Source organism: Bacillus sp. A015, from assembly GCF_053851875.1.
The window spans coordinates 17,956-39,472 of sequence record NZ_JBSPZB010000014.1 but is presented as its reverse complement, the minus strand read 5'-3'; the positions used below and the strand labels follow the sequence as shown (position 1 = coordinate 39,472).

The 21,517-nt window shown below is 41.2% G+C and carries 24 protein-coding genes, 2 pseudogenes and 1 other annotated feature; of the genes and pseudogenes, 19 read left to right on the top strand and 7 right to left on the bottom strand.

Annotated features, from left to right (window positions below; genetic code table 11):
• Window position 1: 1 nt before the first annotated feature.
• From walK to ACSLGF_RS12550, 6 genes are all read left to right on the top strand, one after another.
• A complete protein-coding gene (gene walK / locus ACSLGF_RS12575) occupies window positions 2-1,840 on the top strand; it encodes a cell wall metabolism sensor histidine kinase WalK (protein WP_456005933.1) in 1,839 nt (612 codons plus the stop codon).
• Window positions 1,830-3,209, top strand: coding sequence for a two-component system activity regulator YycH (gene yycH, locus ACSLGF_RS12570; protein ID WP_456005930.1), 1,380 nt, complete (start codon window positions 1,830-1,832; stop codon window positions 3,207-3,209). Before walK ends, yycH begins: the two co-directional genes overlap by 11 nt.
• The gene (locus tag ACSLGF_RS12565) at window positions 3,196-4,059 is read left to right on the top strand and encodes a two-component system regulatory protein YycI (RefSeq protein WP_456005928.1); all 864 of its coding nucleotides are present in this window, start codon (window positions 3,196-3,198) and stop codon (window positions 4,057-4,059) included. The genes yycH and ACSLGF_RS12565 overlap by 14 nt, the downstream gene beginning before the upstream one ends.
• A gap of 6 nt (window positions 4,060-4,065) precedes the next feature.
• Complete coding sequence (locus ACSLGF_RS12560) at window positions 4,066-4,860, top strand: MBL fold metallo-hydrolase (RefSeq protein ID WP_456005926.1); 795 nt, start codon at window positions 4,066-4,068, stop codon at window positions 4,858-4,860.
• Between the two features lie 78 nt (window positions 4,861-4,938).
• Entirely contained in the window at window positions 4,939-6,129 is a 1,191-nt protein-coding gene (locus ACSLGF_RS12555; protein WP_456006012.1) for a S1C family serine protease, read from the top strand.
• Window positions 6,130-6,197: 68 nt separating this feature from the next.
• Window positions 6,198-6,662, top strand: a complete 465-nt coding sequence (locus ACSLGF_RS12550; RefSeq protein ID WP_456005924.1) for a GNAT family N-acetyltransferase — start codon at window positions 6,198-6,200, stop codon at window positions 6,660-6,662.
• Window positions 6,663-6,700: 38 nt separating this feature from the next.
• Here the strand turns inward: ACSLGF_RS12550 and ACSLGF_RS12545 are convergent, their stop codons facing one another.
• Together ACSLGF_RS12545 and ACSLGF_RS12540 are read right to left on the bottom strand one after the other, a co-directional pair.
• Window positions 6,701-7,582: an ABC transporter ATP-binding protein gene (locus ACSLGF_RS12545; RefSeq protein WP_456005921.1), complete on the bottom strand. Its 882-nt coding sequence runs from the start codon at window positions 7,580-7,582 to the stop codon at window positions 6,701-6,703.
• Window positions 7,583-8,272 (bottom strand): ABC transporter permease subunit, encoded by a 690-nt coding sequence (locus tag ACSLGF_RS12540; RefSeq protein WP_456005918.1) that lies wholly within the window; start codon window positions 8,270-8,272, stop codon window positions 7,583-7,585.
• A gap of 192 nt (window positions 8,273-8,464) precedes the next feature.
• Window positions 8,465-8,735, top strand: a binding site (T-box leader).
• 110 nt (window positions 8,736-8,845) lie between these two features.
• On the opposite strand from ACSLGF_RS12540, the gene ACSLGF_RS12535 reads away from it, so the two are divergent.
• The 6 genes from ACSLGF_RS12535 (at window position 8,846) to rlmH (ending at window position 13,726) form a co-directional block, all read left to right on the top strand.
• Window positions 8,846-9,706, top strand: a complete 861-nt coding sequence (locus ACSLGF_RS12535) for an SAM hydrolase/SAM-dependent halogenase family protein (RefSeq protein ID WP_456005916.1) — start codon at window positions 8,846-8,848, stop codon at window positions 9,704-9,706.
• Between the two features lie 14 nt (window positions 9,707-9,720).
• Complete coding sequence (locus tag ACSLGF_RS12530) at window positions 9,721-10,278, top strand: ECF-type riboflavin transporter substrate-binding protein (RefSeq protein WP_456005914.1); 558 nt, start codon at window positions 9,721-9,723, stop codon at window positions 10,276-10,278.
• Between the two features lie 19 nt (window positions 10,279-10,297).
• On the top strand, window positions 10,298-12,013 hold the full coding sequence (locus ACSLGF_RS12525) for an ABC transporter ATP-binding protein (RefSeq protein WP_456005912.1): 1,716 nt from the start codon (window positions 10,298-10,300) through the stop codon (window positions 12,011-12,013).
• Window positions 12,004-12,834, top strand: coding sequence for an energy-coupling factor transporter transmembrane component T family protein (locus tag ACSLGF_RS12520; RefSeq protein WP_456005909.1), 831 nt, complete (start codon window positions 12,004-12,006; stop codon window positions 12,832-12,834). The genes ACSLGF_RS12525 and ACSLGF_RS12520 overlap by 10 nt, the downstream gene beginning before the upstream one ends.
• A 161-nt stretch (window positions 12,835-12,995) precedes the next feature.
• Complete coding sequence (locus ACSLGF_RS12515; protein WP_113767955.1) at window positions 12,996-13,166, top strand: CxxH/CxxC protein; 171 nt, start codon at window positions 12,996-12,998, stop codon at window positions 13,164-13,166.
• 80 nt (window positions 13,167-13,246) lie between these two features.
• On the top strand, window positions 13,247-13,726 hold the full coding sequence (gene rlmH, locus ACSLGF_RS12510) for a 23S rRNA (pseudouridine(1915)-N(3))-methyltransferase RlmH (RefSeq protein ID WP_099682465.1): 480 nt from the start codon (window positions 13,247-13,249) through the stop codon (window positions 13,724-13,726).
• Window positions 13,727-13,898: 172 nt separating this feature from the next.
• On the opposite strand, the gene ACSLGF_RS12505 is transcribed toward rlmH, so the two are convergent.
• Together ACSLGF_RS12505 and ACSLGF_RS12500 are read right to left on the bottom strand one after the other, a co-directional pair.
• Complete coding sequence (locus tag ACSLGF_RS12505; protein WP_106071262.1) at window positions 13,899-14,510, bottom strand: DUF421 domain-containing protein; 612 nt, start codon at window positions 14,508-14,510, stop codon at window positions 13,899-13,901.
• A gap of 22 nt (window positions 14,511-14,532) precedes the next feature.
• The gene (locus tag ACSLGF_RS12500) at window positions 14,533-15,846 is read right to left on the bottom strand and encodes a voltage-gated chloride channel family protein (protein ID WP_456005906.1); all 1,314 of its coding nucleotides are present in this window, start codon (window positions 15,844-15,846) and stop codon (window positions 14,533-14,535) included.
• Window positions 15,847-16,344: 498 nt separating this feature from the next.
• On the opposite strand from ACSLGF_RS12500, the pseudogene ACSLGF_RS12495 reads away from it, so the two are divergent.
• Both ACSLGF_RS12495 and ACSLGF_RS12490 read left to right on the top strand, forming a co-directional pair.
• Window positions 16,345-16,668 (top strand): annotated as a pseudogene (locus tag ACSLGF_RS12495) (MFS transporter); the annotation flags it as partial.
• Window positions 16,669-16,818: 150 nt separating this feature from the next.
• Window positions 16,819-17,667 carry an MBL fold metallo-hydrolase gene (locus ACSLGF_RS12490; RefSeq protein WP_456005903.1) on the top strand — a complete coding sequence of 283 codons (849 nt, stop codon included), beginning with the start codon at window positions 16,819-16,821 and terminating at the stop codon, window positions 17,665-17,667.
• Between the two features lie 51 nt (window positions 17,668-17,718).
• On the opposite strand, the gene ACSLGF_RS12485 is transcribed toward ACSLGF_RS12490, so the two are convergent.
• Window positions 17,719-17,961, bottom strand: coding sequence for a hypothetical protein (locus ACSLGF_RS12485; RefSeq protein WP_456005900.1), 243 nt, complete (start codon window positions 17,959-17,961; stop codon window positions 17,719-17,721).
• A gap of 14 nt (window positions 17,962-17,975) precedes the next feature.
• Window positions 17,976-18,113 carry a hypothetical protein gene (locus tag ACSLGF_RS12480; protein ID WP_456005898.1) on the bottom strand — a complete coding sequence of 46 codons (138 nt, stop codon included), beginning with the start codon at window positions 18,111-18,113 and terminating at the stop codon, window positions 17,976-17,978.
• Between the two features lie 315 nt (window positions 18,114-18,428).
• On the opposite strand from ACSLGF_RS12480, the pseudogene ACSLGF_RS12475 reads away from it, so the two are divergent.
• The 5 genes and pseudogenes from ACSLGF_RS12475 to ACSLGF_RS12455 all read left to right on the top strand — a co-directional run.
• A pseudogene (locus ACSLGF_RS12475) lies at window positions 18,429-18,551 on the top strand (Crp/Fnr family transcriptional regulator); the annotation flags it as partial.
• A 446-nt stretch (window positions 18,552-18,997) separates the two neighbouring features.
• Window positions 18,998-19,237, top strand: a complete 240-nt coding sequence (locus ACSLGF_RS12470; protein WP_003214675.1) for a helix-turn-helix transcriptional regulator — start codon at window positions 18,998-19,000, stop codon at window positions 19,235-19,237.
• On the top strand, window positions 19,227-19,571 hold the full coding sequence (locus ACSLGF_RS12465; RefSeq protein WP_230031396.1) for a DUF2178 domain-containing protein: 345 nt from the start codon (window positions 19,227-19,229) through the stop codon (window positions 19,569-19,571). The genes ACSLGF_RS12470 and ACSLGF_RS12465 overlap by 11 nt, the downstream gene beginning before the upstream one ends.
• Before the next feature lie 20 nt (window positions 19,572-19,591).
• The gene (locus ACSLGF_RS12460) at window positions 19,592-20,098 is read left to right on the top strand and encodes an LURP-one-related/scramblase family protein (protein WP_456005896.1); all 507 of its coding nucleotides are present in this window, start codon (window positions 19,592-19,594) and stop codon (window positions 20,096-20,098) included.
• Between the two features lie 45 nt (window positions 20,099-20,143).
• Window positions 20,144-20,650: a hypothetical protein gene (locus tag ACSLGF_RS12455; protein ID WP_456005893.1), complete on the top strand. Its 507-nt coding sequence runs from the start codon at window positions 20,144-20,146 to the stop codon at window positions 20,648-20,650.
• Window positions 20,651-20,767: 117 nt separating this feature from the next.
• On the opposite strand, the gene ACSLGF_RS12450 is transcribed toward ACSLGF_RS12455, so the two are convergent.
• Window positions 20,768-21,478: a GntR family transcriptional regulator gene (locus tag ACSLGF_RS12450; RefSeq protein ID WP_456005891.1), complete on the bottom strand. Its 711-nt coding sequence runs from the start codon at window positions 21,476-21,478 to the stop codon at window positions 20,768-20,770.
• Between the last annotated feature and the right edge of the window lie 39 nt (window positions 21,479-21,517).

The window sequence follows — 21,517 nt, the reverse complement described above, 5'->3', positions numbered from 1 at the left end:
TATGAGTAAAGTAGGTTTTTTTCGCTCGATTCACTTCAAATTGACCTTAATCTACGTGCTGCTGATCATTGTCGCCATGCAGATCATTGGCGTCTACTTTGTGAAGCAGCTAGAGCAGTCCTTAATTAATTCTTATGATAATTCCTTGAATCAGCGAATCTACTCGTTATCGTATTACCTAGAACAGGATTCATCGAAAAGCAAGGCGGAATTAAAAGAGGATGCTCAAAAGATTTTAAACGATTTTAACAACAAAGATGAGTCTAATGAAATTTCTGAAGTCAGCTATATTGACGAAAGCAGAGAGGTCATTGCCTCTGTGAATAATGGCAGTCAAGAGATTGCCGGCAAGAAAATCACAGATCAAATCATTAACCGTATTTTCGCGGTTGGCAAAGACTACGAGAAAAAATTCTATGACCCAGAATCGAACAAACGAGTCCGCATATCAGCGACAGCCGTGAAAAATGAGAACCAAGAAACCGTTGGTGTCATTTATGTGGTCTCCTCCATGGAAAGTGTTTTTAACCAAATGCGAACCATTAATACGATTTTGGCAACGGGAACGCTTCTTGCCCTTGGAATTACTGCTCTACTTGGTATATTCATATTCAGAACCATCACACACCCAATTTCGGATATGAGAAAGCAAGCGATCGAGCTCGCCAAAGGGAACTTTTCCAGAAAGGTCCGAAAGTATGGACATGATGAGATCGGTCAGCTAGCGACGACCTTTAACCATCTGACGAGAGAGCTGGAGGAAGCTCAGCTGATGACAGAGGGTGAGCGGAAAAAGCTTTCTTCTGTGATTGCGTATATGACGGATGGGGTCATTGCAACGAATCAAAACGGTGCCATTATTCTATTAAACAGCCCAGCATTAGAGCTTCTGAATGTTTCACGTGAAACAGCATTAGAGATGCCCATTACGTCATTGCTAGGCTTAGAGGAAACTCATACATTTGAAGATTTAGTCGAAAATCAAGACTCCATGCTGCTTGAAATTGAACGCGAAGATCAGCTGTCTGTTCTGCGTGTCAATTTTTCAGTCATTCAGAAAGAGCATGGGAAGATCGACGGCTTAATTGCTGTCATTTATGACGTGACAGAGCAAGAGAAAATTGATGCTGAACGCCGCGAATTCGTGGCGAACGTATCGCATGAACTACGTACACCGCTAACGACGATGCGAAGCTATCTTGAAGCATTGGCTGAAGGTGCGATTGGTGATAAAGAGCTTGCGCCAAGGTTCCTCAGTGTCACGCAAAATGAAACAGAGCGCATGATCCGGCTTGTCAATGACCTGCTCCAGCTGTCTAAGTTCGACAGCAAGGATTATCAATTCAATCGTGAGTGGACGAATTTTATCAGGTTTATCTCTTTGGTCATTGATCGTTTTGAAATGACGAAGGAGCAGCATGTCGATTTCATCCGCAACCTGCCGCAGCGTGAAGTGTATGTTGAAATTGATCAAGATAAAATCACACAGGTACTCGATAATATTATTTCCAATGCCATGAAATACTCGCCAGAGGGTGGACATATCACGTTCACAGTCGATCTGGATGAGGATCAAGGGCTTGTGTTATTCAGCGTCAAAGATGAAGGAATCGGTATTCCGAAGAAGGATATGGATAAAATCTTTGAACGTTTTTATCGAGTGGATAAAGCGAGAACAAGAAAGCTTGGCGGAACCGGCCTAGGTCTTGCGATTGCAAAAGAAATGGTTCAGGCTCATGGCGGAGATATTTGGGCTGACAGCATTGAAGGAAAAGGAACAACAGTAACCTTTACCCTTCCGTACAATGAAGAACAAGAGGATGATTGGGATGAAGCGTGAGACCTTTAAAACCATAATATTAACAATCCTAATTGCGATCAGCCTTGTGTTTACGTGGAATATTTGGATGTTCCAGCCCGTCATGCAGGATCAGGCGGATGCCGGCACAAAGGTCGTGGAAACGAAAAAGATTTCAAGCGATGAGCCCCGAAGTCTCATTGATGTCGTGAAGCCGCGGGAGATGTTCATCCATTCAAATGGTGAGCATTTTAAAGTGGATCAAAAGGAACTCTTTCAAAACTTTTGGAATGATGTGAGCCTGTGGGATGTCAAAGAGATTGCCGATGTGTCGGACCAATATTCCGAGCAGAGATTTAAAAATTTCTTCTATGGACGCGGAGGACAGGGGAAGACATTGGATCTTGTGTTCAATGATCCGATTCCGATTGATATTTTCCAAGCACTGTTTAAATGGCCGAATAAATCCATTGAATACAACTCATTTGATCGGATGATTGTGCCGTTTGCCCAGCAGGATAAGGCCAATAAAAAAGTCTATTTGGTCTCATATAGCAAGGAAACGGTGCTTGAGCTGACGATTGAGTCCGCCAACTATCGTAATCTGATGGACAGCATCACAGCCGCTCAAAACGAGATGCCGCGCTATGATCTTTATACATTCTCAGAGAATTCTAAAAGAGATTTCCTCCTGCCGAGAAAGCAAAAGCAGCTTGAAGCAAAAATGTTCTTTATCGAAACGATTAAGACAACCAAATTCAAGGACGCTTTGTTTACAGACCCAAGTCTTGTCGGTGAGGAATCTAATTTAAACCGGACGGTGTATACAGATGGGACAAGTCGTCTTGAAGCCAATCAAAAAGATCACCGCATCCAATATCAGCACCGCAATATCAATTCCAGTACCGTTTTTCAAACGGGGGATTTGATCAAGCGAAGCGTGAAGTATTTCAATGATACGGGAAGCTTTACAGATGACTATCAATACTTTGGCATCAACAGCAACCAGCAGCTGTCCTTTAATATGTTTATGGATGGTCTGCCAATCGTCAACAGTACGAAGCATCCATTTGGTATGACCTCTCTTGAAGTACAATGGGCGAATGATGACATCTTGAATTACAAGCGCCCAAACTACATTCTTGGCAACAAAGCGAGTCAAAGTGAACAGGTCAAGCTGATGAATGGGACAGAGCTGAAGAATCTGATCATCAAACAGACGAAATATGATGATCTGGAGAAAATTGAACAGATTTTCCCTGCGTATCAAGCTGCGACAACGGCATCAGATCAAGATCAAGCGATGTTTGTCTGGCTGGAGCCAGTATGGTGCATGAAATATAACGGCAAAACCGTGATTCTATCGAATGATCTGCTGACAGAGGGGAGCGAGAATAATGGAGTGGAATAAGACCAAAACGATCTTTATCCTAGCCTTTCTCGTTCTCGATATCTTTCTAGGTTTTCAATACTTTGAAAAACGATCGACTGATCATTTTGCGATTATCGAAAAAACGGATACGCTGGAAGAAATGAAGGCAGACGGAATCAAATATGGCAATCTATCAGATGAAGCGAAGATTGGATACCGCATTACAGCTGAAAAGAAGCAATATACGAAAAAGGATGTCGACGGATTAGCTGATCAAAAGGCGAAAAGCACATTCCCGAAATCAGACAAAGACGATCCTGTCACGTTGCTTGAAATGACTTTCAATAAACCAGTCGCATTGCCGAAAAAGGATATGAAAACAGCAGCGACGAACCTTGTGAACCAGCGTTTGCTGGATGGGAAGAATTATAAGCTGTGGAGTATTGATGAAGAGACAGGTAAAATCGTCTTTTTCCAAACGTATAAAGGGAAATACATCTTCCAAGAAGGCCTTGATGACACCGAAACCATCGGAAAAATCACATTAGATTTGAACGATCAAAACGAGGTCGTATCGTATCAGCAGTCGATGGTGACGTCGATTAATGAAGTGAGAAAAGAAACCCTTGTCCCGGCGCTTGAAACCGTGAAGGACTTATATACACAAAATATGCTGAGCCAAAACACGACCGTGAACAAGGTGGAACTTGGCTACTATACGCAATACCCAGGTGCAAGCACTCAAGTCATGGTTCCTGTATGGCGAGTGGAGCTTGAAAGCGTATCAGCTGGTTCAAAGAAAAAGACAGAGGAAGAATATTTGATCAATGCCATCGACGGCTCAACACTTGATCATATAGAGAAAGATGACAAATCTTCAATGGAGTGAGAGAACATGAGCTTGCAGTTCAGTGTACTAGCGAGCGGAAGTACGGGGAACGCTTTTTATTTAGAAACAGACGAGCATGCCTTTTTGGTGGATGCTGGCCTAAGCGGCAAGCAGATGGTCGAGCTGCTTGGTCAAATCGACCGAAAGCCTGAAGACTTGGACGGAATTTTTGTGACACATGAGCACTCAGATCATATTAAAGGGCTTGGTGTCATGGCAAGAAAGTACAAGCTTCCCGTCTATGCGAATGCGAAAACGTGGAAGGCGATGGAATCTCATATTGGGAAGATTGACACAGAGCAGAAATTTCATTTTGATATGGAGACGGTTCAAACCTTTGGCGGTCTGGATGTCGAGTCCTTTGGCGTGTCACATGATGCGGCAGAGCCTATGTTTTACGTATTCCATTATGGAGGGCGAAAGCTTGCCCTCATGACGGATACAGGCTATGTGAGTGATCGCATGAAAGGAATTATTAAATCAGCCAATACGTTTGTATTTGAGAGTAATCATGATGTCGGCATGCTGCAAATGGGCCGATACCCATGGAGTATTAAGCGCAGAATCCTGAGCGACGTTGGACATGTATCGAATGAAGATGCCGCTCTTGCGATGACAGATGTAATTGGGGATGCCACCTCACGCATTTACTTAGCTCACCTGAGTCAAGACAACAACATGAAGGATTTAGCCCGTATGGCGGTCCAGCAGACGCTTGAAATGAAGGGCTATGTTGTGGGGGGCGGCTTTGATTTATATGATACGGATCCGAAAAAAGCAACCCCGCTTTGCGCCGTATGATTTTGACAATCGTATGATTAAGATAAGAGCTTCTTACCAACACTATATACATCATCTATTCACTGAAAGGAAGGAAACATAGTGGATTATCGCGATGTAGAGTGGAAGCCGAGACGAAGCAGAAAAGGATATTTCCTATCTGGTTTGATCGGTGTATTGGTAGGAGCTTTTTTAATGGGATTCTTTTTCCCCTATGTATCTGGACAGAGCGGCAGTCCCTTTGGCTGGCAGCCGGCCGGAGACCAGCAAGCATCAGAGGGCCCTTTAAAGACAGTCAATGTGAACGTCAATGATGCTGTCACGAAAGTGGTGTCTAGTATGTCGGATACGGTTGTCGGCGTCATTAACATCCAAAAGTCGAGCTTTTGGGAGGAAGGTGGAGAAGCAGGCAGCGGGTCAGGTGTGATTTATAAAAAAAAGGGTGATACCTTTTATATCGTGACCAACCATCATGTCATCAAAGGCGCAAACCAGCTTGAAGTGAGCCTTCAGGACGGGACAAGAATTGGAGCCGATCTTGTCGGCAGCGATCAGCTCATGGATTTAGCGGTACTCACAGTCAAAAGTGATAAGATCAAGAAAACCGCCGCCTTTGGCAATTCAGACCATGTGAAGCCAGGTGAGCCTGTCATCGCCATTGGGAATCCATTAGGGCTTGAATTTGCAGGCTCAGTCACACAAGGTGTCATTTCGGGAACGGAGCGTGCGATCCCTGTTGATTCAAACGGTGACGGACAAACGGATTGGAATGCGGAAGTTTTGCAAACGGATGCCGCCATCAATCCTGGGAACAGCGGTGGTGCCTTGATCAATATGGACGGGAAAGTGATCGGTATCAATTCAATGAAAATTGCTGAATCAGAAGTTGAAGGAATTGGGCTGTCCATTCCTGCGAATTTGGTTATCCCTGTCATAGAGGATTTAGAGCGCTATGGGGAGGTCAAACGTCCGTACCTTGGGGTTGGCATGAAATCACTAGCCGATATTGCGAGCTACCACTGGCAGGAAACGTTGAAACTGCCAGAAAAGGTCACAACCGGGGTTGTTGTGATGAGTGTTGAACCTTTGTCTCCAGCAGGAAAAGCGGGGCTAAAAGAGCTGGATGTCGTGACATCCTTTGATGGCAAAGATGTACAGAATATCGTGGATCTGCGTAAATATTTATATCAAAAGAAAGTCGGCGACAAGGTAAAGGTGCAATTTTACCGAAGCGGAAAGAAAAAATCAGTAGAGATCAAACTCTCCCAGACCGACCGATTCGGCGGATAACCAGTTCCAACAAGGGACTGGTTTTTTTTGCATGCTCATCATATGATGAAGGAAAGGGGGAGGTACGATTGGTTACACTACAACCGATGTCACAAACAGATTACGATTCATTGATGGAGGAAGCCATTAAGCGGTATGCAGAAGAAAAAGTGCTCGCAGGGACATGGGAGAAGGAGGAAGCACTTGCGAACGCAGAAGATCAATTTGACAGGCTGCTTCCAGAAGGTCTGCAGACAGAACATCATGAGCTGTGGAACTTCTTAAATGGAGAAGAGGCGATTGGCTGGGTTTGGCTTTGTTATGATCCGAATCACCCTCAACAGGAAGGATTTATTTATAACTTTATTTTGTTTGAAGCATATCGAGGAAAAGGTTTTGCGAAGCAGGCCATTGCTGCATTAGAGGAGCAGGCAAAGTCATTAGGTGTGCAAAAACTCTCGCTGCATGTCTTTGCTCATAATCAAATCGCCCGTGCGCTGTATGAGAAGACGGGATTTGCGGAAACCGGCATTTACATGAGCAAACCCTTATAAAAAAGAAGAAGTACCGTGCGGATAGCGTACGGTACTTTTTATGAGGAAATCATGGCATCCTGAGCCGTGACTCTGTATAGGTCTACTTTGCATTTCACGAAAGCGCGGATGATCGCAGGGACTTGGGCTTCTGAACGAATCAACAATGAGGTCTCGTCATCACTGATCACAAGATCTGTTCCCACAGTTTGTAAGTACTGCGTGAGAACAGGCTTCACCTCATCATCAATCCATGCATGCTTGAAGGTTGCACGAATGTTTGAGGATGTGATGGTTTTCTCTTGAGGATAAGTATGTGGGGACACTAATTTTCCTTCAGAAATGAACGCAGTTTTGGTACAGATACTATTTGTGAACCTTGGACGGTCAACTGTTAAAAAGACGGTTTTGCCTTCATCCTTTAACGTATCAATGACCCGCTGGATATTCAAGATAGAATCTGAATCAATATCGGCAAAAGGCTCGTCGAGCAAAATAAATTCAGGTTGATGGGCGATGGCCTGCGCAATTCCGAGCCGCTTCTTCATACCAGGTGTAAAGGCACCGACTTTCTCCTGATGATAGCGATGTAAACCGACGAATTCGAGTAATTCTTCATAATCGCTCGTTTTCTGGCGTGTACCGGTAATTTTTGATAAATAGGCGATATGCTCAAGTGCCGTGAGCCCTTCATATAAATCCGTATATTCAGGCAGAACACCGATGTGATGCCTCACTTTTTTTAACGAAGGCATGTCCATCATTGTAAACGTACCAGAGGTGGGGCGGGAAATTCCCGTAATGATATTGAAAAATGTGGTCTTACCAGCACCCTTTGGTCCGATGAGTCCGAAGATATCGCCTTGATTGACATCAAGGTTAATATGATCTATTGCGACTTTTGTCCTATATTTTTTTGTGAGTCCTTTAGTATGTAGCATTTAGACATCCCTCCTCTGAAACAGCAGCGCAGTTCCAATGAGTAAGACAACGGTCAATGCTGCATTCATCAGCACATAGGTCAGCGGTTCACTCCATCGCGCATAATAATAAGGCGTCATGTATTTGAACCAATGAATCAACCGCTCTGAAGAGAGAACAGAAATCATACTGACGATTGGGAAAAGAAAGGAAAACAACATACCGACAAACATCGATTTCTGCGGTGTTGGAAAGAGCATGGACAAAAACAAAGCACATGAGATGCCGACACTGATAAAGGTTAAGATTTTTAAGGCATCAGAGAACAGAAACCGATGTGAAATCACCATATTCAGTACATATGTCGTCATAATGCAGCTGAGCCAAAACAGCATCAGTCCAAGATATTTTCCGACGATAATATTCAAACGGGTCGTTTTACTGACGAGAAAACGAATGGTTTTCAAGTGAATTTCGCGACTCAAAATATCATGAGACAATAAAAAAATAAGGAAAAAACCAAATAAAGAAATCACCAGTTCATTCCCAATGGAATAAGGGTCCTTTGCCTGCTCCCATTTCCCTTGATAAGCAGCTATAAATGGAAGACTTGATACAAAAGTAGATAAAATGAAAATAATAACAATTGTTAAGATGGATTTTGTGCTTTTGAAGAGCTGCTTAAACTCATTCATACAGATGGTCCACACACACTGTACCTCCCTTCCTCTCTATTATAACGCTAGAAAAGAAAGACACCATATCTCACTCTTTAACATTTGTTTAAATTTTATAAAAAGAAGACTCTTCCAGTATCAGTTGACTCATTTTTAAAAATGTTCAGAAAAATATCTTGATTTATAAAATAACATCATGTATGATAGCTTTAATTCAAAATAGTTGAACAGGCAATGACGAGAGAAAGTACAATCATCAATTTTTCCACAGAGAGCTTCGGCAGCTGAAAAGAAGCAAAAATAATGATTCGAAAAATGGTCTCTGAGCCTCGTACTGAACATATCTTTGATATCAGTAGGTCACGACGAGAGTTGGTACTCGTTATCAAAACCACAGTATATGAGCCAGATTGGAGCTTTGTACTTGTAGAGGCTGTTTAGCGCGAGCAAACAGTAAATAAAGGTGGTACCACGAGACAAATACCTCGTCCTTATGATTCAAAGATAAGGATGGGGTATTTTTTATTGTCCACTTTTTTCATACAAATGTTCAAATGTTCCACGTGAAACACCACAACCATTTTTTCAAATGAAAGGGAGATTAACATGAGTGAACATGCATTGGTTTTACAATCAGATTTCGGCATTGATGACGGAGCAGTCAGCGCAATGTACGGAGTGGCAAATACGGTGAGCAGCAACATCCGCATTTTTGATTTAACACACAACATTCCGCAATATGACATTTGGGAGGCATCTTATCGCCTGCTCCAAACCGTCACATACTGGCCGGAGGAAACGGTCTTCGTATCCGTTGTTGACCCGGGCGTTGGATCAGAGCGAAAGAGTCTTGTCGTCAAAACAACAAGCTCGCACTATATCATTACCCCAGATAACGGGACACTCACGCACGTCGCGCAGGATATTGGGATTGTGGAAGCCCGTTATTTAGATGAAACCATTAACCGGCTGCCGAAGTCGGGAAAATCACATACATTCCATGGGAGAGATATTTACGCGTATACAGGCGCGAGAATTGCTTCAGGCATGATTTCTTTTGAAGAGGTCGGGCCAAAGGCGAATATTGATGATATTATTCACCTTCCAGTCGTACAGGCTTATGCTGAAGAGGAAGTGATCACAGGAACAATTGATATTTTAGATGTGAGGTTCGGAAACCTATGGACAAACATTCATCACACGTTATTTGAACAACTTTCAATCAATTATGGTGATGCAATAGAAGTTACCATTGCCAACGGCCCGAAAAATGTGTATAAAAATATCATGACCTATGGACGATCTTTTGCCGATTTAAAGGTAGGCGAACCACTCGTATATGTCAATTCACTCGATCATTTAGGCGTGGCGATCAATCAAGGGTCATTTGCAAAGGCTTATAACATCGGTACAGGCACAGGCTGGCGCCTTTCGATTCGCAAAGCTCCGCGCATTATATACGAATAAGAGGAGGAAACATCATGGCAGGTAAACAACTTTCAACGAAAACTGTCGTTGCCATCGGAATTGGCGCAGCCGTCTTTGTCATTTTAGGCCGCTTCGTCTCCATTCCAACTGGAATTCCGAATACACAAATTGAAACATCGTATGCATTCCTTGCGTTAATGGCTGTATTATTTGGCCCTATTGCAGGCGCACTGATTGGTTTTATTGGCCATCTCATTAAAGATGCCACTACATTTGGCCCTTGGTGGAGCTGGATTATCGTTTCAGGTATCGTTGGTTTGTTGATCGGCTTCATTTCAAACCGTTTAAAAGTAGAAGAGGGCGACTTTGGCTGGAAAAAGATCACGCTCTTCAACGCTGTACAAGCAGGCGCGCAGGCATTAGGCTGGTTTGTCATTGCCCCTGTACTCGACATTGTGATCTATGCAGAACCAGCGAACAAAGTGTTTGTTCAAGGCATCGTAGCAGGAATTTCGAACATCATCACAGTCGGTGTACTAGGAACAATCATCATTGCAGCTTATGCGAAAACGAGAAGCAAAAGCGGCAGCCTATCGAAAGAAACATCATGAAGCAAGGTGGAACAAGTAAATGAAGAAACCGATGATTCAATTCGAACATTTCGGATTCAAGTATCGCAGTCAGTCAGAACCGACATTGAAAGATATCAACCTGACCATCTATGAAGGAGAAAAAGTCCTCATCGCAGGCCCGTCTGGATCGGGAAAAAGCACACTAGCCCATTGTATCAATGGGCTAGTTCCTGCGTCTTATAAAGGGTCTATGGAAGGAAGTCTTCACATCGGCGGAAAGAATGCAGAGAAAGAGAACATTTTCTCCCTCTCACAGCTCGTCGGGACGGTTTTGCAGGACCCTGATGGACAATTTATCGGGCTGACCGTTGGAGAAGACATAGCGTTTACGCTTGAAAATGATCAGGTCACGCGTGAAGAGATGAAAACACGTGTAGCAGAAGCAGCGAGATTAACAGAGGTAGACGGCAAGCTGGCAGCATCCGTGCATGAGCTGTCAGGGGGGCAAAAACAGCGTGTCGCCATTGCAGGCGTACTTGTCAACGATGTCGACATTTTATTATTCGATGAACCACTTGCGAGCCTTGATCCCGCAACAGGCAAAGAAGTCATCGACCTCATCGATCGACTGCAAAAAGAAACGAAAAAAACTGTCGTGATGGTCGAGCACCGATTAGAGGATGTCCTCTTCCGTCATGTCGACCGCATCATCGTCGTCAATGACGGTACGATTGCAGCGGATATGACACCAGATGAATTACTCGCGTCAAATGTATTAGGAGCGGCGTATTTACGTGAGCCATTATATGTGAAGGCCATGAAATATGCAGGCATTCCGGTTGCGCCGGGAGATCAGTTAGCAAATTTACAGCACCTCACCTTAAATGACGAGGCAAAAGAGAAAATCGATCAATGGATGGAAGCATCCGAGCCGTCAGTAGAGCAGATTGCAGCACAGGATTTACTAGAAGTGCGCGAGCTGAGCTTTGACTATCCAACAAGACCAAACACGCTGAGCAACATCTCTTTTACCGTCAAAAAAGGAGAAATGATCAGCATCGCAGGAGCCAATGGTGCAGGCAAGACGACATTGTCCAAGCTGCTCTGTGCATTTGAAAAGCCAACTGAAGGGACAATTCTTTTAAATGGTGATGACATCACAGGAGATACGATCAAACAGCGATCCGAACGAATCGGTGTCGTCATGCAAAACCCAAATCAAATGATTTCAAAACAAATGATCTTTGATGAGGTCGCACTCGGTCTCGTTTTAAGAGGCGTGCAGGAAGAAGAAATAAAGGAACGTGTGGAGCGTGTCCTGAAAGTGTGCGGCTTGTATCCATTTCGAAACTGGCCCATCTCGGCCCTCAGCTTTGGACAGAAAAAACGCGTCACCATTGCGTCCATTCTTGTATTAGAGCCAGAAATCATCATTTTAGATGAGCCAACCGCCGGACAGGATTTTAGACATTACACAGAAATGATGACGTTTTTAGAGCAATTAAACAAACAAGGTGTCACGATTTTAATGATCACACATGATATGCATCTGATGCTCGAATACACGACAAGAACCATTGTGATGTCAGATGGAGAAAAAATTGCAGATGATACACCGGCTAAAGTGCTGACAGATCAGCTGCTTGTCCAAAAGGCGAGTTTAAAGGAAACGTCGCTGTATGAATTGGCGCTGAAAGCAGACTGGCCGAATCCAAATGAACTCGTGGATCGCTTCATTGAGGTTGACAGAAAGGAACGAATGACATGGCTGTAGACATGCTGTCCTATATCGATCGCCCGTCGCCGATACACCGGCTGACAGGTGCAACCAAACTCATTTGCTTTATCCTCTGGTCATCCGCAGCGATGCTCACGTATGATACAGGCGTATTAGTGTTTATGCTAGCCGCCAGTATCGTATTCTTTCAGCTGTCGAACGTGCGATTTCGTGATATCTCCTTCGTGGTGATTGTCCTGGCGATTTTCCTTGTGATCAACAACATCGCCATTTACATCTTTGCGCCCCAGCAAGGTGTCGCCATCTACGGAGCAAAACACGAGCTGTTTCATATCGCTGGCTGGTACAATGTCACACTTGAACAGCTTTTCTATCAATTGAACATTACACTCAAATATGTGACCGTCATGCCAGCGGCGCTTTTATTTATCGTCACAACGAATCCAAGTGAATTTGCCTCATCGCTCAGCCGAATCGGGGTCAGCTACCGGATTTCCTATGCTGTAGCGATTGCCCTGCGCTATATTCCAGACATCCAGCGGGATTTTCGGACGATTGCGATTTCTCAACAAGCAAGAGGAATTGATTTATCGAAGAATGAAAAACTGGGGAAACGAATTAAAAATGCGCTGTCGATTGTGATGCCGCTGATTTTCTCCAGCTTGGAGCGGATTGAAACGATCAGCAATGCGATGGAGCTGCGTGGATTTGGAAAGCATAAAAAGCGCACATGGTTTACCGCCAAAGACTTTCAAAAAGCAGATTATGCGGCGTTATTGTTTGTTGGTGTGGTGCTGATCGTGTCGCTTGTGATGACTTTTGTAAGAGGAACGAGATTTTATAATCCGTTTATATAGAAGGAAGCCTTCACAGGAAGTGGAGGCTTTTTCGTTTTGTTTGTGGATAAAAGGTGTGGAAAAAGGCAAAAGACTATTAACATGTGAATAAATCGGTTATATTGAACAATGAGCGAAATAATGTGAATAACCGGAGAACATATTGGAGGAAAAAGAAACTTATGAACAAAATATTTTATGCTTGTGCAGAACACATTGAAACCGTATTAGACATGTACATAGATGATCACGAACTGCCACCAGAATTCAGAAAAATCGAACATACACACAGCTTATCCACAACCTGTGAATTGTGCGATGAACCTGCAATATATATAGTGGGGAACGAATGATCGGACACAAAATACACAAATTTTATCCACAATTGTTGATAACTTATATGAATAACTTGTTCTTAAGGTGGGGATGACCTGTGAATATATCAATTATCACAGTAGGAAAATTAAAAGAGAAATATTTAAAGCAAGGCATAGCCGAATACACAAAACGATTACAGGCCTATGCGAAAATGGAGATCATTGAGCTCGCGGACGAAAAAGCGCCCGAACACCTCAGCGATCAAGACATGAAAATCATCAAAGACAAAGAAGGCGAACGCATCCTAAGCAAAATCAACCCAGACGCCCACGTCATCGCCCTCGCCATCGAAGGAAAAATGAAAAGTTCCGAAGAATTAGCCGATACAATAGATAAGCTGGCAACATACGGAAAAAGTAAGGTGTGTTTTGTGATAGGCGGGTCGCTTGGGTTAAGCGATGCTGTCATGCAGCGTGCGAATGAGAAGCTGTCGTTTTCGAGGATGACGTTCCCGCATCAGTTGATGAGGCTGGTGTTGGTGGAGCAGATTTATCGGGCGTTTCGGATTGTGCGGGGGGAGCCGTACCATAAGTAAGTGAGGAATGAGAAGGGTAAATTTAGCGGAGGGTAATCTGTGCAGTTGATTTTTTAATGCTTAGACATTGACATAACAGGAAAACAATATTCCGTTTTCCTGTTTTATCTCCAAGAGGAAAGACGAGATCGAACCCCAAATTATGTTCAAGTTGAAATATTTATAATTGCTCTTAATCCAGATTCTCTTTAGGTTTTTCTTTATGTTTTCTGTTTTTGACCTCAGTAAATAAGTTATCTGACATGATTGTTTGAGTTTTTGATGATCCATTCTGAGGGCGGGATTGGTTTGATTCAATTAGCGATTTGAGCATCTGAATATCCTCCTTAGTAGCATATTGTTTATCAGACTTTAACATATATCCTAACTGACCGTTCGCTTCTATTGTAGCCCATTGTAAGTCAGTGAAATGCTGAATGTTCTCCTGCCTCATTCGTACTTCAAGCATATCAACAGTTAACCGCAGCTTTTTTAAATTGCTTTCATTAATTTGGCCGTTTTCGACTACTAGAAGTGATTTTCCATAAACAAATGTCTCAAAAACATTGTATTTCAAAGCGATATACTCAATAAAAAGAAGTGTAATTACCATCAAAAATGTAATCACCATTGTAATCCAGATGTTCCTGTCACCCACAGGTTGAATAATCAATGATCCGACTGCTATCATCATGACAGTCTGAGCTACCGTAAGCTGTGAGATTGATTTTCTTCCTGCTAACCTCAAAATTATGACTCCTCCTACGACAACGACAATAGCTTTCCATATGAAGTGAAAATCCATAAGCAATCCCCTTTCCGAACAATCAATTTTGTTTAGTGCTTTTTTTTCTTTTTTTTACATTTTCTAAGGTTTCTCCTTGGGGAAGATTATATAACCTGCTCTTAGGGTTATATATTTTCTGAGAAGGCCAGATCCCATGATGTCCTGAGAATAGATAGCTGACTAAACAAGCAACAAAAAAGTACTCTAACCCTTTCCCATTAAACATCTCCATTGCCAGCAGGAAAGCAGCTATAGGGGTATTCGCACCCCCGCAAAAAACCGCGATTAAGCCTAAAGCGGCGAGAAATGACATAGGTAAGTCAATGAACGTGTGTAAGGCATTACCTAATGTTGCCCCGATAAAAAACAAAGGGATGGCTTCCCCGCCGACAAAGCCGCTGCCCAGGGTTACCGCAGTAAATACCAGCTTGGCCAGGAAAGCAAAAGGCGGCACCTCTTCTGAAAAAGTTTGTTGCAGCATTTGTAATCCCCGGCCATTGAAGTCTTGTGATCCAACAATTAAAGTTAATCCCACAATGACAATTCCTCCAAAGAAGGCTCTTTTCATATGATTTTTCTTGAAAAGTTTCTCAGAGAAATTTTGTATTCCGTGCCTCAACTGACAGTAGAGAACACTTATCAGGCTAAAAATGACTGCTATAAGAATAACTTTTAAAAACGTAATAGATGATATTTCCGGTACGGTTTGTATAATAAATTCTTCGTGTTTATGTCCCCAAGCTGCTGTAGTTATATAGTGACCAACAAAGCTAGCGACAAGACAAGGAACAAGTGCTTCAAATTTCAGCTTTCCTAAAGCAGCCATTTCCATGCCAAAAACAGTACCAGTTATGGGTGCTCCAAAGGCAGACCCAAAACCAGCACTTATACCGCTTATAATTAAAACTTTCTTGTCAAATCTGTTTACCTTAAAAAATTTGTTGACCGCTGCAGCTACACTTCCTCCCATTTGGACAGCTGCACCTTCTCTTCCTGTTGAACCGCCAAAAAGGACCGTGATAAAAGTCCCGAAATAGACGATAGGTCCCATCCTCCGCGGAACCTCTTTTTTTCCATGAACTGAGTCTATCACGAGATTATTTAATTCAGCAGTGTCATTCAAAGTATTATTCAAAAATACCTTTCCGTATTTCATATATATGTATCCTATGATAATTCCTCCAAAGGGGAGAAGGAAGATAAGCCAATCTCTTTTTGCTCGTATATCATCTCCTAGATAATCATTTGTCTCTAAAAGAAAATTTGTTGTCGTACCGACAACTATACCAATTATGCTTCCAAAGAAAATCCATTGACCAAGAATTGAAAAAAAGTCTTTATACTTTAACTGCATTTACCAATTCACCTCATTTCAAATCTTTTAGGAATATCGATTCTATTTTTACCCATTGTATTAAAATTATTATAATAAGAATTGAATAACCAATTATGCAAAAAAGGATTAAAAACCCATAAATGCGATTTAATAAAGGCCGTTTTACACCAACCTAAAAATCTTCATTTAGATTTATCACGAAGAGCCTTATCATAAATAAGTGCGGTTTAATGTAAAGTATTTAATTCACATATGACTGTAAGACACTTAGACATATTCAGGTAAAATGAATATATCTATTTTTTTCAAAAATCTTGTAATGTTTTATTGTTTCTTTAGTTATCTTATTAGCTTAATTTATTTAATTGAAACAATCGTCTATTCTCCTGCTAGCCATTTTTTTACGGAGGATAAAAGAAGTGGACCTGAGACTAGATTTAGCAGAAAGTGAACTAGTGGATGCTGTCTATTACGGGGAATTTGATCTTGGTTAAGTAACGAAAGAAAAAGAGCAAACTGATTAGCGGAATGACATTACATATCATCATGCTAATATTGCTCTCACTAGTTACGTATTCTTATGTTGGAGTATTGCTCATTTTAATATTATGGTCATTTGCTGCATGGTCTTCTGGCCCGACTCAACAATATCACCTAGCTACAATAGAGCCAGAGTCATCAGGTATACTATTAGGTCTCAATCAGTCAATGATGCAATTGGCGATGGCTGCAGGTGCAGCTATTGGAGGTATCTTTGTAGAGAGAGTTTCTCTATCTTCCATTACTTGGGTAGGGGCTTTGGGCGTTGCAATCGCAATCATTGTAACAATATTGGATTGACGTGCTACTTCGAGTAATGGAATTCGATATACTTAGTAATTAGTAAACCGCACTTATAATATTGAAGGACGTCCGCATCATAAACAGTGGAACGATGAGTAAAAAACGTGATTCGATTAAAATATAATTATAGAAAGGAGGAAGCAACCTATGCACTCAATTAAAAAAATAGGTCAGAGTTTTTGGTACATCACACCTATATCGCTTACCGACCGCCCCATTCTAGGTATGGTTGTGGGCAGTAACAAGACATTAATGATTGATGCTGGTAACTCGAAAGAACATGCCAAGTACTTTATCAAAGAAACGTTAAAACATGAGAACTTGACTCCTGATATGGTTGTCCTCACGCATTGGCATTGGGATCATATTTTTGGTCTGCCAGCGCTGCCTGATACGATTTCAATTGCTTCTGCAAAAACCAGAAAGGAAATGGAGAAGCTTCTTCCGTTTTCGTGGTCAGATGAGGCGATTGATGAGCGGGTGAGGGAAGGAACGGAGATTGAGTTCTGCGCGAAGGCCATCAAGGAAGAATATAAGGATCATCGAGATATTAAGGTGGTTTTACCGGATGTCACCTTTGACCATCGGGTGGAAATTGATCTTGGCGGGGTCTCTTGTGTCGTGCAACATGTTGGAGGCGATCATGCTGCAGATTCAGTCATCGTGTATGTGAAAGAAGAGAAAATCCTTTTTCTTGGTGATTGTATTTATCCGAAAATGTATGCCGAAAAAGTACATTATACGGTGAAAGAAATATTGCGTCTTTTAGATGAGTTAGAAGCTTTTGATGCAGAAACGTATATTCCTTCACACCAAAGACCGTGGACAAAAGAGGAGTTTTGTCAGGAAAGAGACAAACTTCGGATGATGGCGAAATTCACTGATCAATGTGGTGGAGATCAGCATAAAATCACGAAAGAATATCAAAATTACGTGAACAGAGAACTGAAAGAAGATGAATTAGAAACCATTGCTTATTTTGTAAATGGGTATTAAACAAAAAAGTCTCATTTGAGCTATTTCCCTCAAACGAGACTTTTTTAATTTCTATGGTAAGCCTACAACATCTTCTGCATCACGAACTGTGACAGACATGTTTTTGGCATTAATAATAATGACACAATCCCAAGTCGGCTTAATTTGCAGTTCATCATTCTCATCAAGTCGGATAATCCCTTTAAATTCAATGGTCTGTTCTAGAAAGACCATTTTCTTTTCTGTATCATCTTTGACTGCTGTTAAATGTTCAGGATAGTGAACCGTCCAATCAAAAAAAGTGGTTTTCTTCATAGTTCCTCCTATTTTCATTCGTACACATCTCCGAATACTTCTTCTGTTTGCCGGATTGTCAGTGATTTGTTGGTTGGATTAATTGTAATGACACAATCCCAAGTCGGTTTGATTTGTAGCTCGTTGTTTTCATAGTTCCTCCTTTTATTCACTGATAACATTACCATACTTATCTAGTGATGCTTTCCGTGTAGGATTGCCGATTTTCCAAGCTTTTTTATTTCCATTATAACCTATATGTTTCCCTACATCTTTTGTTATTACCCATTTTCCATTCTTGAACGTACCGCTTGTTTTTTGGGCTGGCGTTTTTCCATGTTTGTCTTTAAACTTTTTTAAATCAACCTTACCCTCTGACTTTTTTAAGCTTTTGGAATCTTTTTAGCCGCAGTATCTGCTGCTTTTTTACTGAAATAATAACTAATCTTGTTATAAAGCCAAGAACTAGCTGCAATGGTAACTCCACCTATCAAGCATTTTTGTTGAAATATCCAGGCTTGGATCAACGTAACGCTCAATATCATATTGCCTCGTATATCGGTATTTCTCCTGTTTCACTGAGTAGGCCGCTGCATAACGCCGAAGATTAACCTATGTTAATGCTACAACAAATGACATCAAAGAGAAGAAGAGATCATTAGGGAGAGTGGAATATACACAGAGTGTCATATATAGATTGAGTCCAGGTGAAAAGAATATGGGGAAAATTAAATTAAATAAATTGACGAGAAAAGTTTCAGAGTTAGAAGCGATACGAGATGGAAATATTCCATCAACATTTTAGTTTGATAGAGCTGCACAACAATTAGCAGCCTGTCTTCTAAGAGTAGGTGGAGTATTTCCAGAAAAAACAGCGTTTGAATTATAAGACGGTTTTATATATATCTGAACCCGATTGTAACACAAATGTGTTTGTCTAAAGATCAAGAAATTGTCCTCAAAGAAATCCCTTTTTGGAAAGTATATTATTATTTTATATAAGTTTACTTTACTTTTATAAACGATTAGTTTATGATTTTTTTAAGAGGTGATGGATATGAAGGGAGATTTTGGTGATTCGATATCTAATAAGGTTTATGAATATCGGGTGCTTGCCAGAATGTCTCAGCAAGAGCTTGCTGAGAAAGTCGGTGTTTCTAAACAAACCATTTTCGTCATGGAAAAAGGAAATTATGTTCCTACCTTACTGTTAGCCTTTCGTATTGCGAATTTCTTCAAAGTTGATGTTAACGATATTTTTACTTATGTGAAAGGAAATGAGAAGAATGAAAAATAAGGGAGATCTTACAAATACAATCTTTTATCCTTTAAAAACTTGGGTGGAGACATCAACTGATAATTGGAACATGCTCCTTGGTATTGGGTTTGCTATGCTTTTAGTGGGATTGATTCTAACAATTGTATTCCTTAAACGAATTGGAAAGAGTGACGAAAGGACAAATCAAATCACTTTAAAAGGTTGCCTCTGCATGTTATTCGGAGTAATTTTATGTGACGTGATTTTTCCAAAAGAATATATGTGGCAAATCTTCTTTTTGTTTAAATATTCTCTTGCAACTCTCGCTTCAGGAGTATACCTAGCTGTTCGATATAAGAGAGATTTTAATTAAATATTAAATTGGAGGTACATATGAAACAACTTTATATGAAGCAAAAGGTATTTAGTCTCAGTGGCAGATTTACGGTAAAGGATCAGCAGGAGAACGATGTGTATGTGGTCGAGGGTAGCTTTATGAAGATGCCGAAGACGTTCACCATACTGAATACAGAACGAGACGAAATTGCCGTGATTACGAAAAAGATGTTTAGTTTTTTACCGAAGTTTTTAGTAGAAGTTGGTGGTCAAGAGGTATTGACGATCAAAAAAGAGTTTACGTTCTTTAAAGCAAAATATTCGATTGATGCAGTGGGGATAGAAGTGAGTGGGAACTGGTGGGATATGAATTTCCAAGTGCTGCAGAACGGCGAAGTGATCGGTCAGGTGAAGAAGGAATGGTTTACTTGGGGCGATAGCTACAAGGTTGATATTTTAAAAGAAGAGATGGAGCCTGTGATGATTGCTTTGGTTGTTGCAATTGATTGTGTGAAGGCTGATGAAGCAGCATCTAGATCTTCTTCGTCGACACCGACGAATTAAGAAACATTTCAAACGATCTTATCAATCAATGGAGGGTTTAAAAAGTTGGACAACCTCACCCGCATATTAAGATTAAGAGATGCAGAAATATGGGAGTATGAATTTCTCGATAAAAAAGAAATCATCATTTATTTCTCCATTACAGATTTAAATCGAAAAGCAACGACTTACGATAATCCTCTAGCTATCCAAGAAGAATTGGATGAAAGAGATAATTACATTTCAATTGATGTGCATAGTAATCTCGATCTCAAAAAAACGCTTGAAGAAGATACATTTGATGATTTTATCACCACGATCTCTTCTTTAGTAGAGCATATGCACGATTTCCATCATGCTCATGTTTTTATTAAAACGCATGTTCATGACAAAATGGACTTAACTGATTTTCAGTTAGAGGAAGATGAAGATTTGCATGGTGATGAAAAAGAACAGCTAGACACGTTTAAACGGTCATTGATTCAGGAGAAATGTTTTCAGTTGATAGAAAGCCATTTAAATCAAAACATTAAATCTATATCTAGTAGTAGGTTTTGCCAAGATCTAAAATGAGATGAGCTTGTGAGGTGAGCGGGTGATGCCTCCTATTCGGCAAAACATTCATCATGCGACATTTCTTCATACGACAAACAAGCCTCCTGAATTGTATCAGGAGGCTTCTTCCGTCCATCACCCATAATAATTATTCGCTTGAATAAAAAATTGAGACTGCATGTAGTTATACGTGATTTTTGAGAAGTCGAAGGGCTGGCCGTTTGTGAGGTGAAAGATAGTCTCGACGCGGAGGGCGGGATCGTCTTGTTTGAGGCCGAGGTGCTTTGCTTCAATATAATTCAGTTTGCCTACTTGCATGTACATATCAGAAAAGCCGACTTTGAGTCCCAGACCTTCGCTGACGAATTTAAAAACGGAATCGGCGGCGATTTCTGTGTTGAGATAGGGAATGATTGTTTTTCGATAATAGGATTCTTCTAAACATAAGGTTTGTCCATTGATGTAACGAATGCGTTTGAGGTAGAAAACATCCTCTTCTTGTTCAATGTTCAAATTAAGCGCAGCTTCTTCTGTCGGTTTGACGGTGTCTAATGTTAAAACCTCTGATGTCAGTTGAAATTCCTCTAAATCTTTTTTAAACCCTTGGTTGGATAAAAGGCTGATGTAGCCTTTGCGCCGGTGTCTTCTGACAAAGATCCCGCTGCCCCTCACCTGATAGACAATTCCTTTTCTTTCGAGCAAGTCTAATGATTTGATAATTGTACTTTTGCTTACCGCAAATTGGCTCATGAGTGTCTCGAGTACAGGGAGTTTGTCCCCTTGCTGCAGCTCATGGGTGACAATATATTTTTCAATATCGTTCGCAATTTGTTGATACTTTAACATAGCCATTCCTCTTTGTTTTCACGATTTATTGTCTTTGTA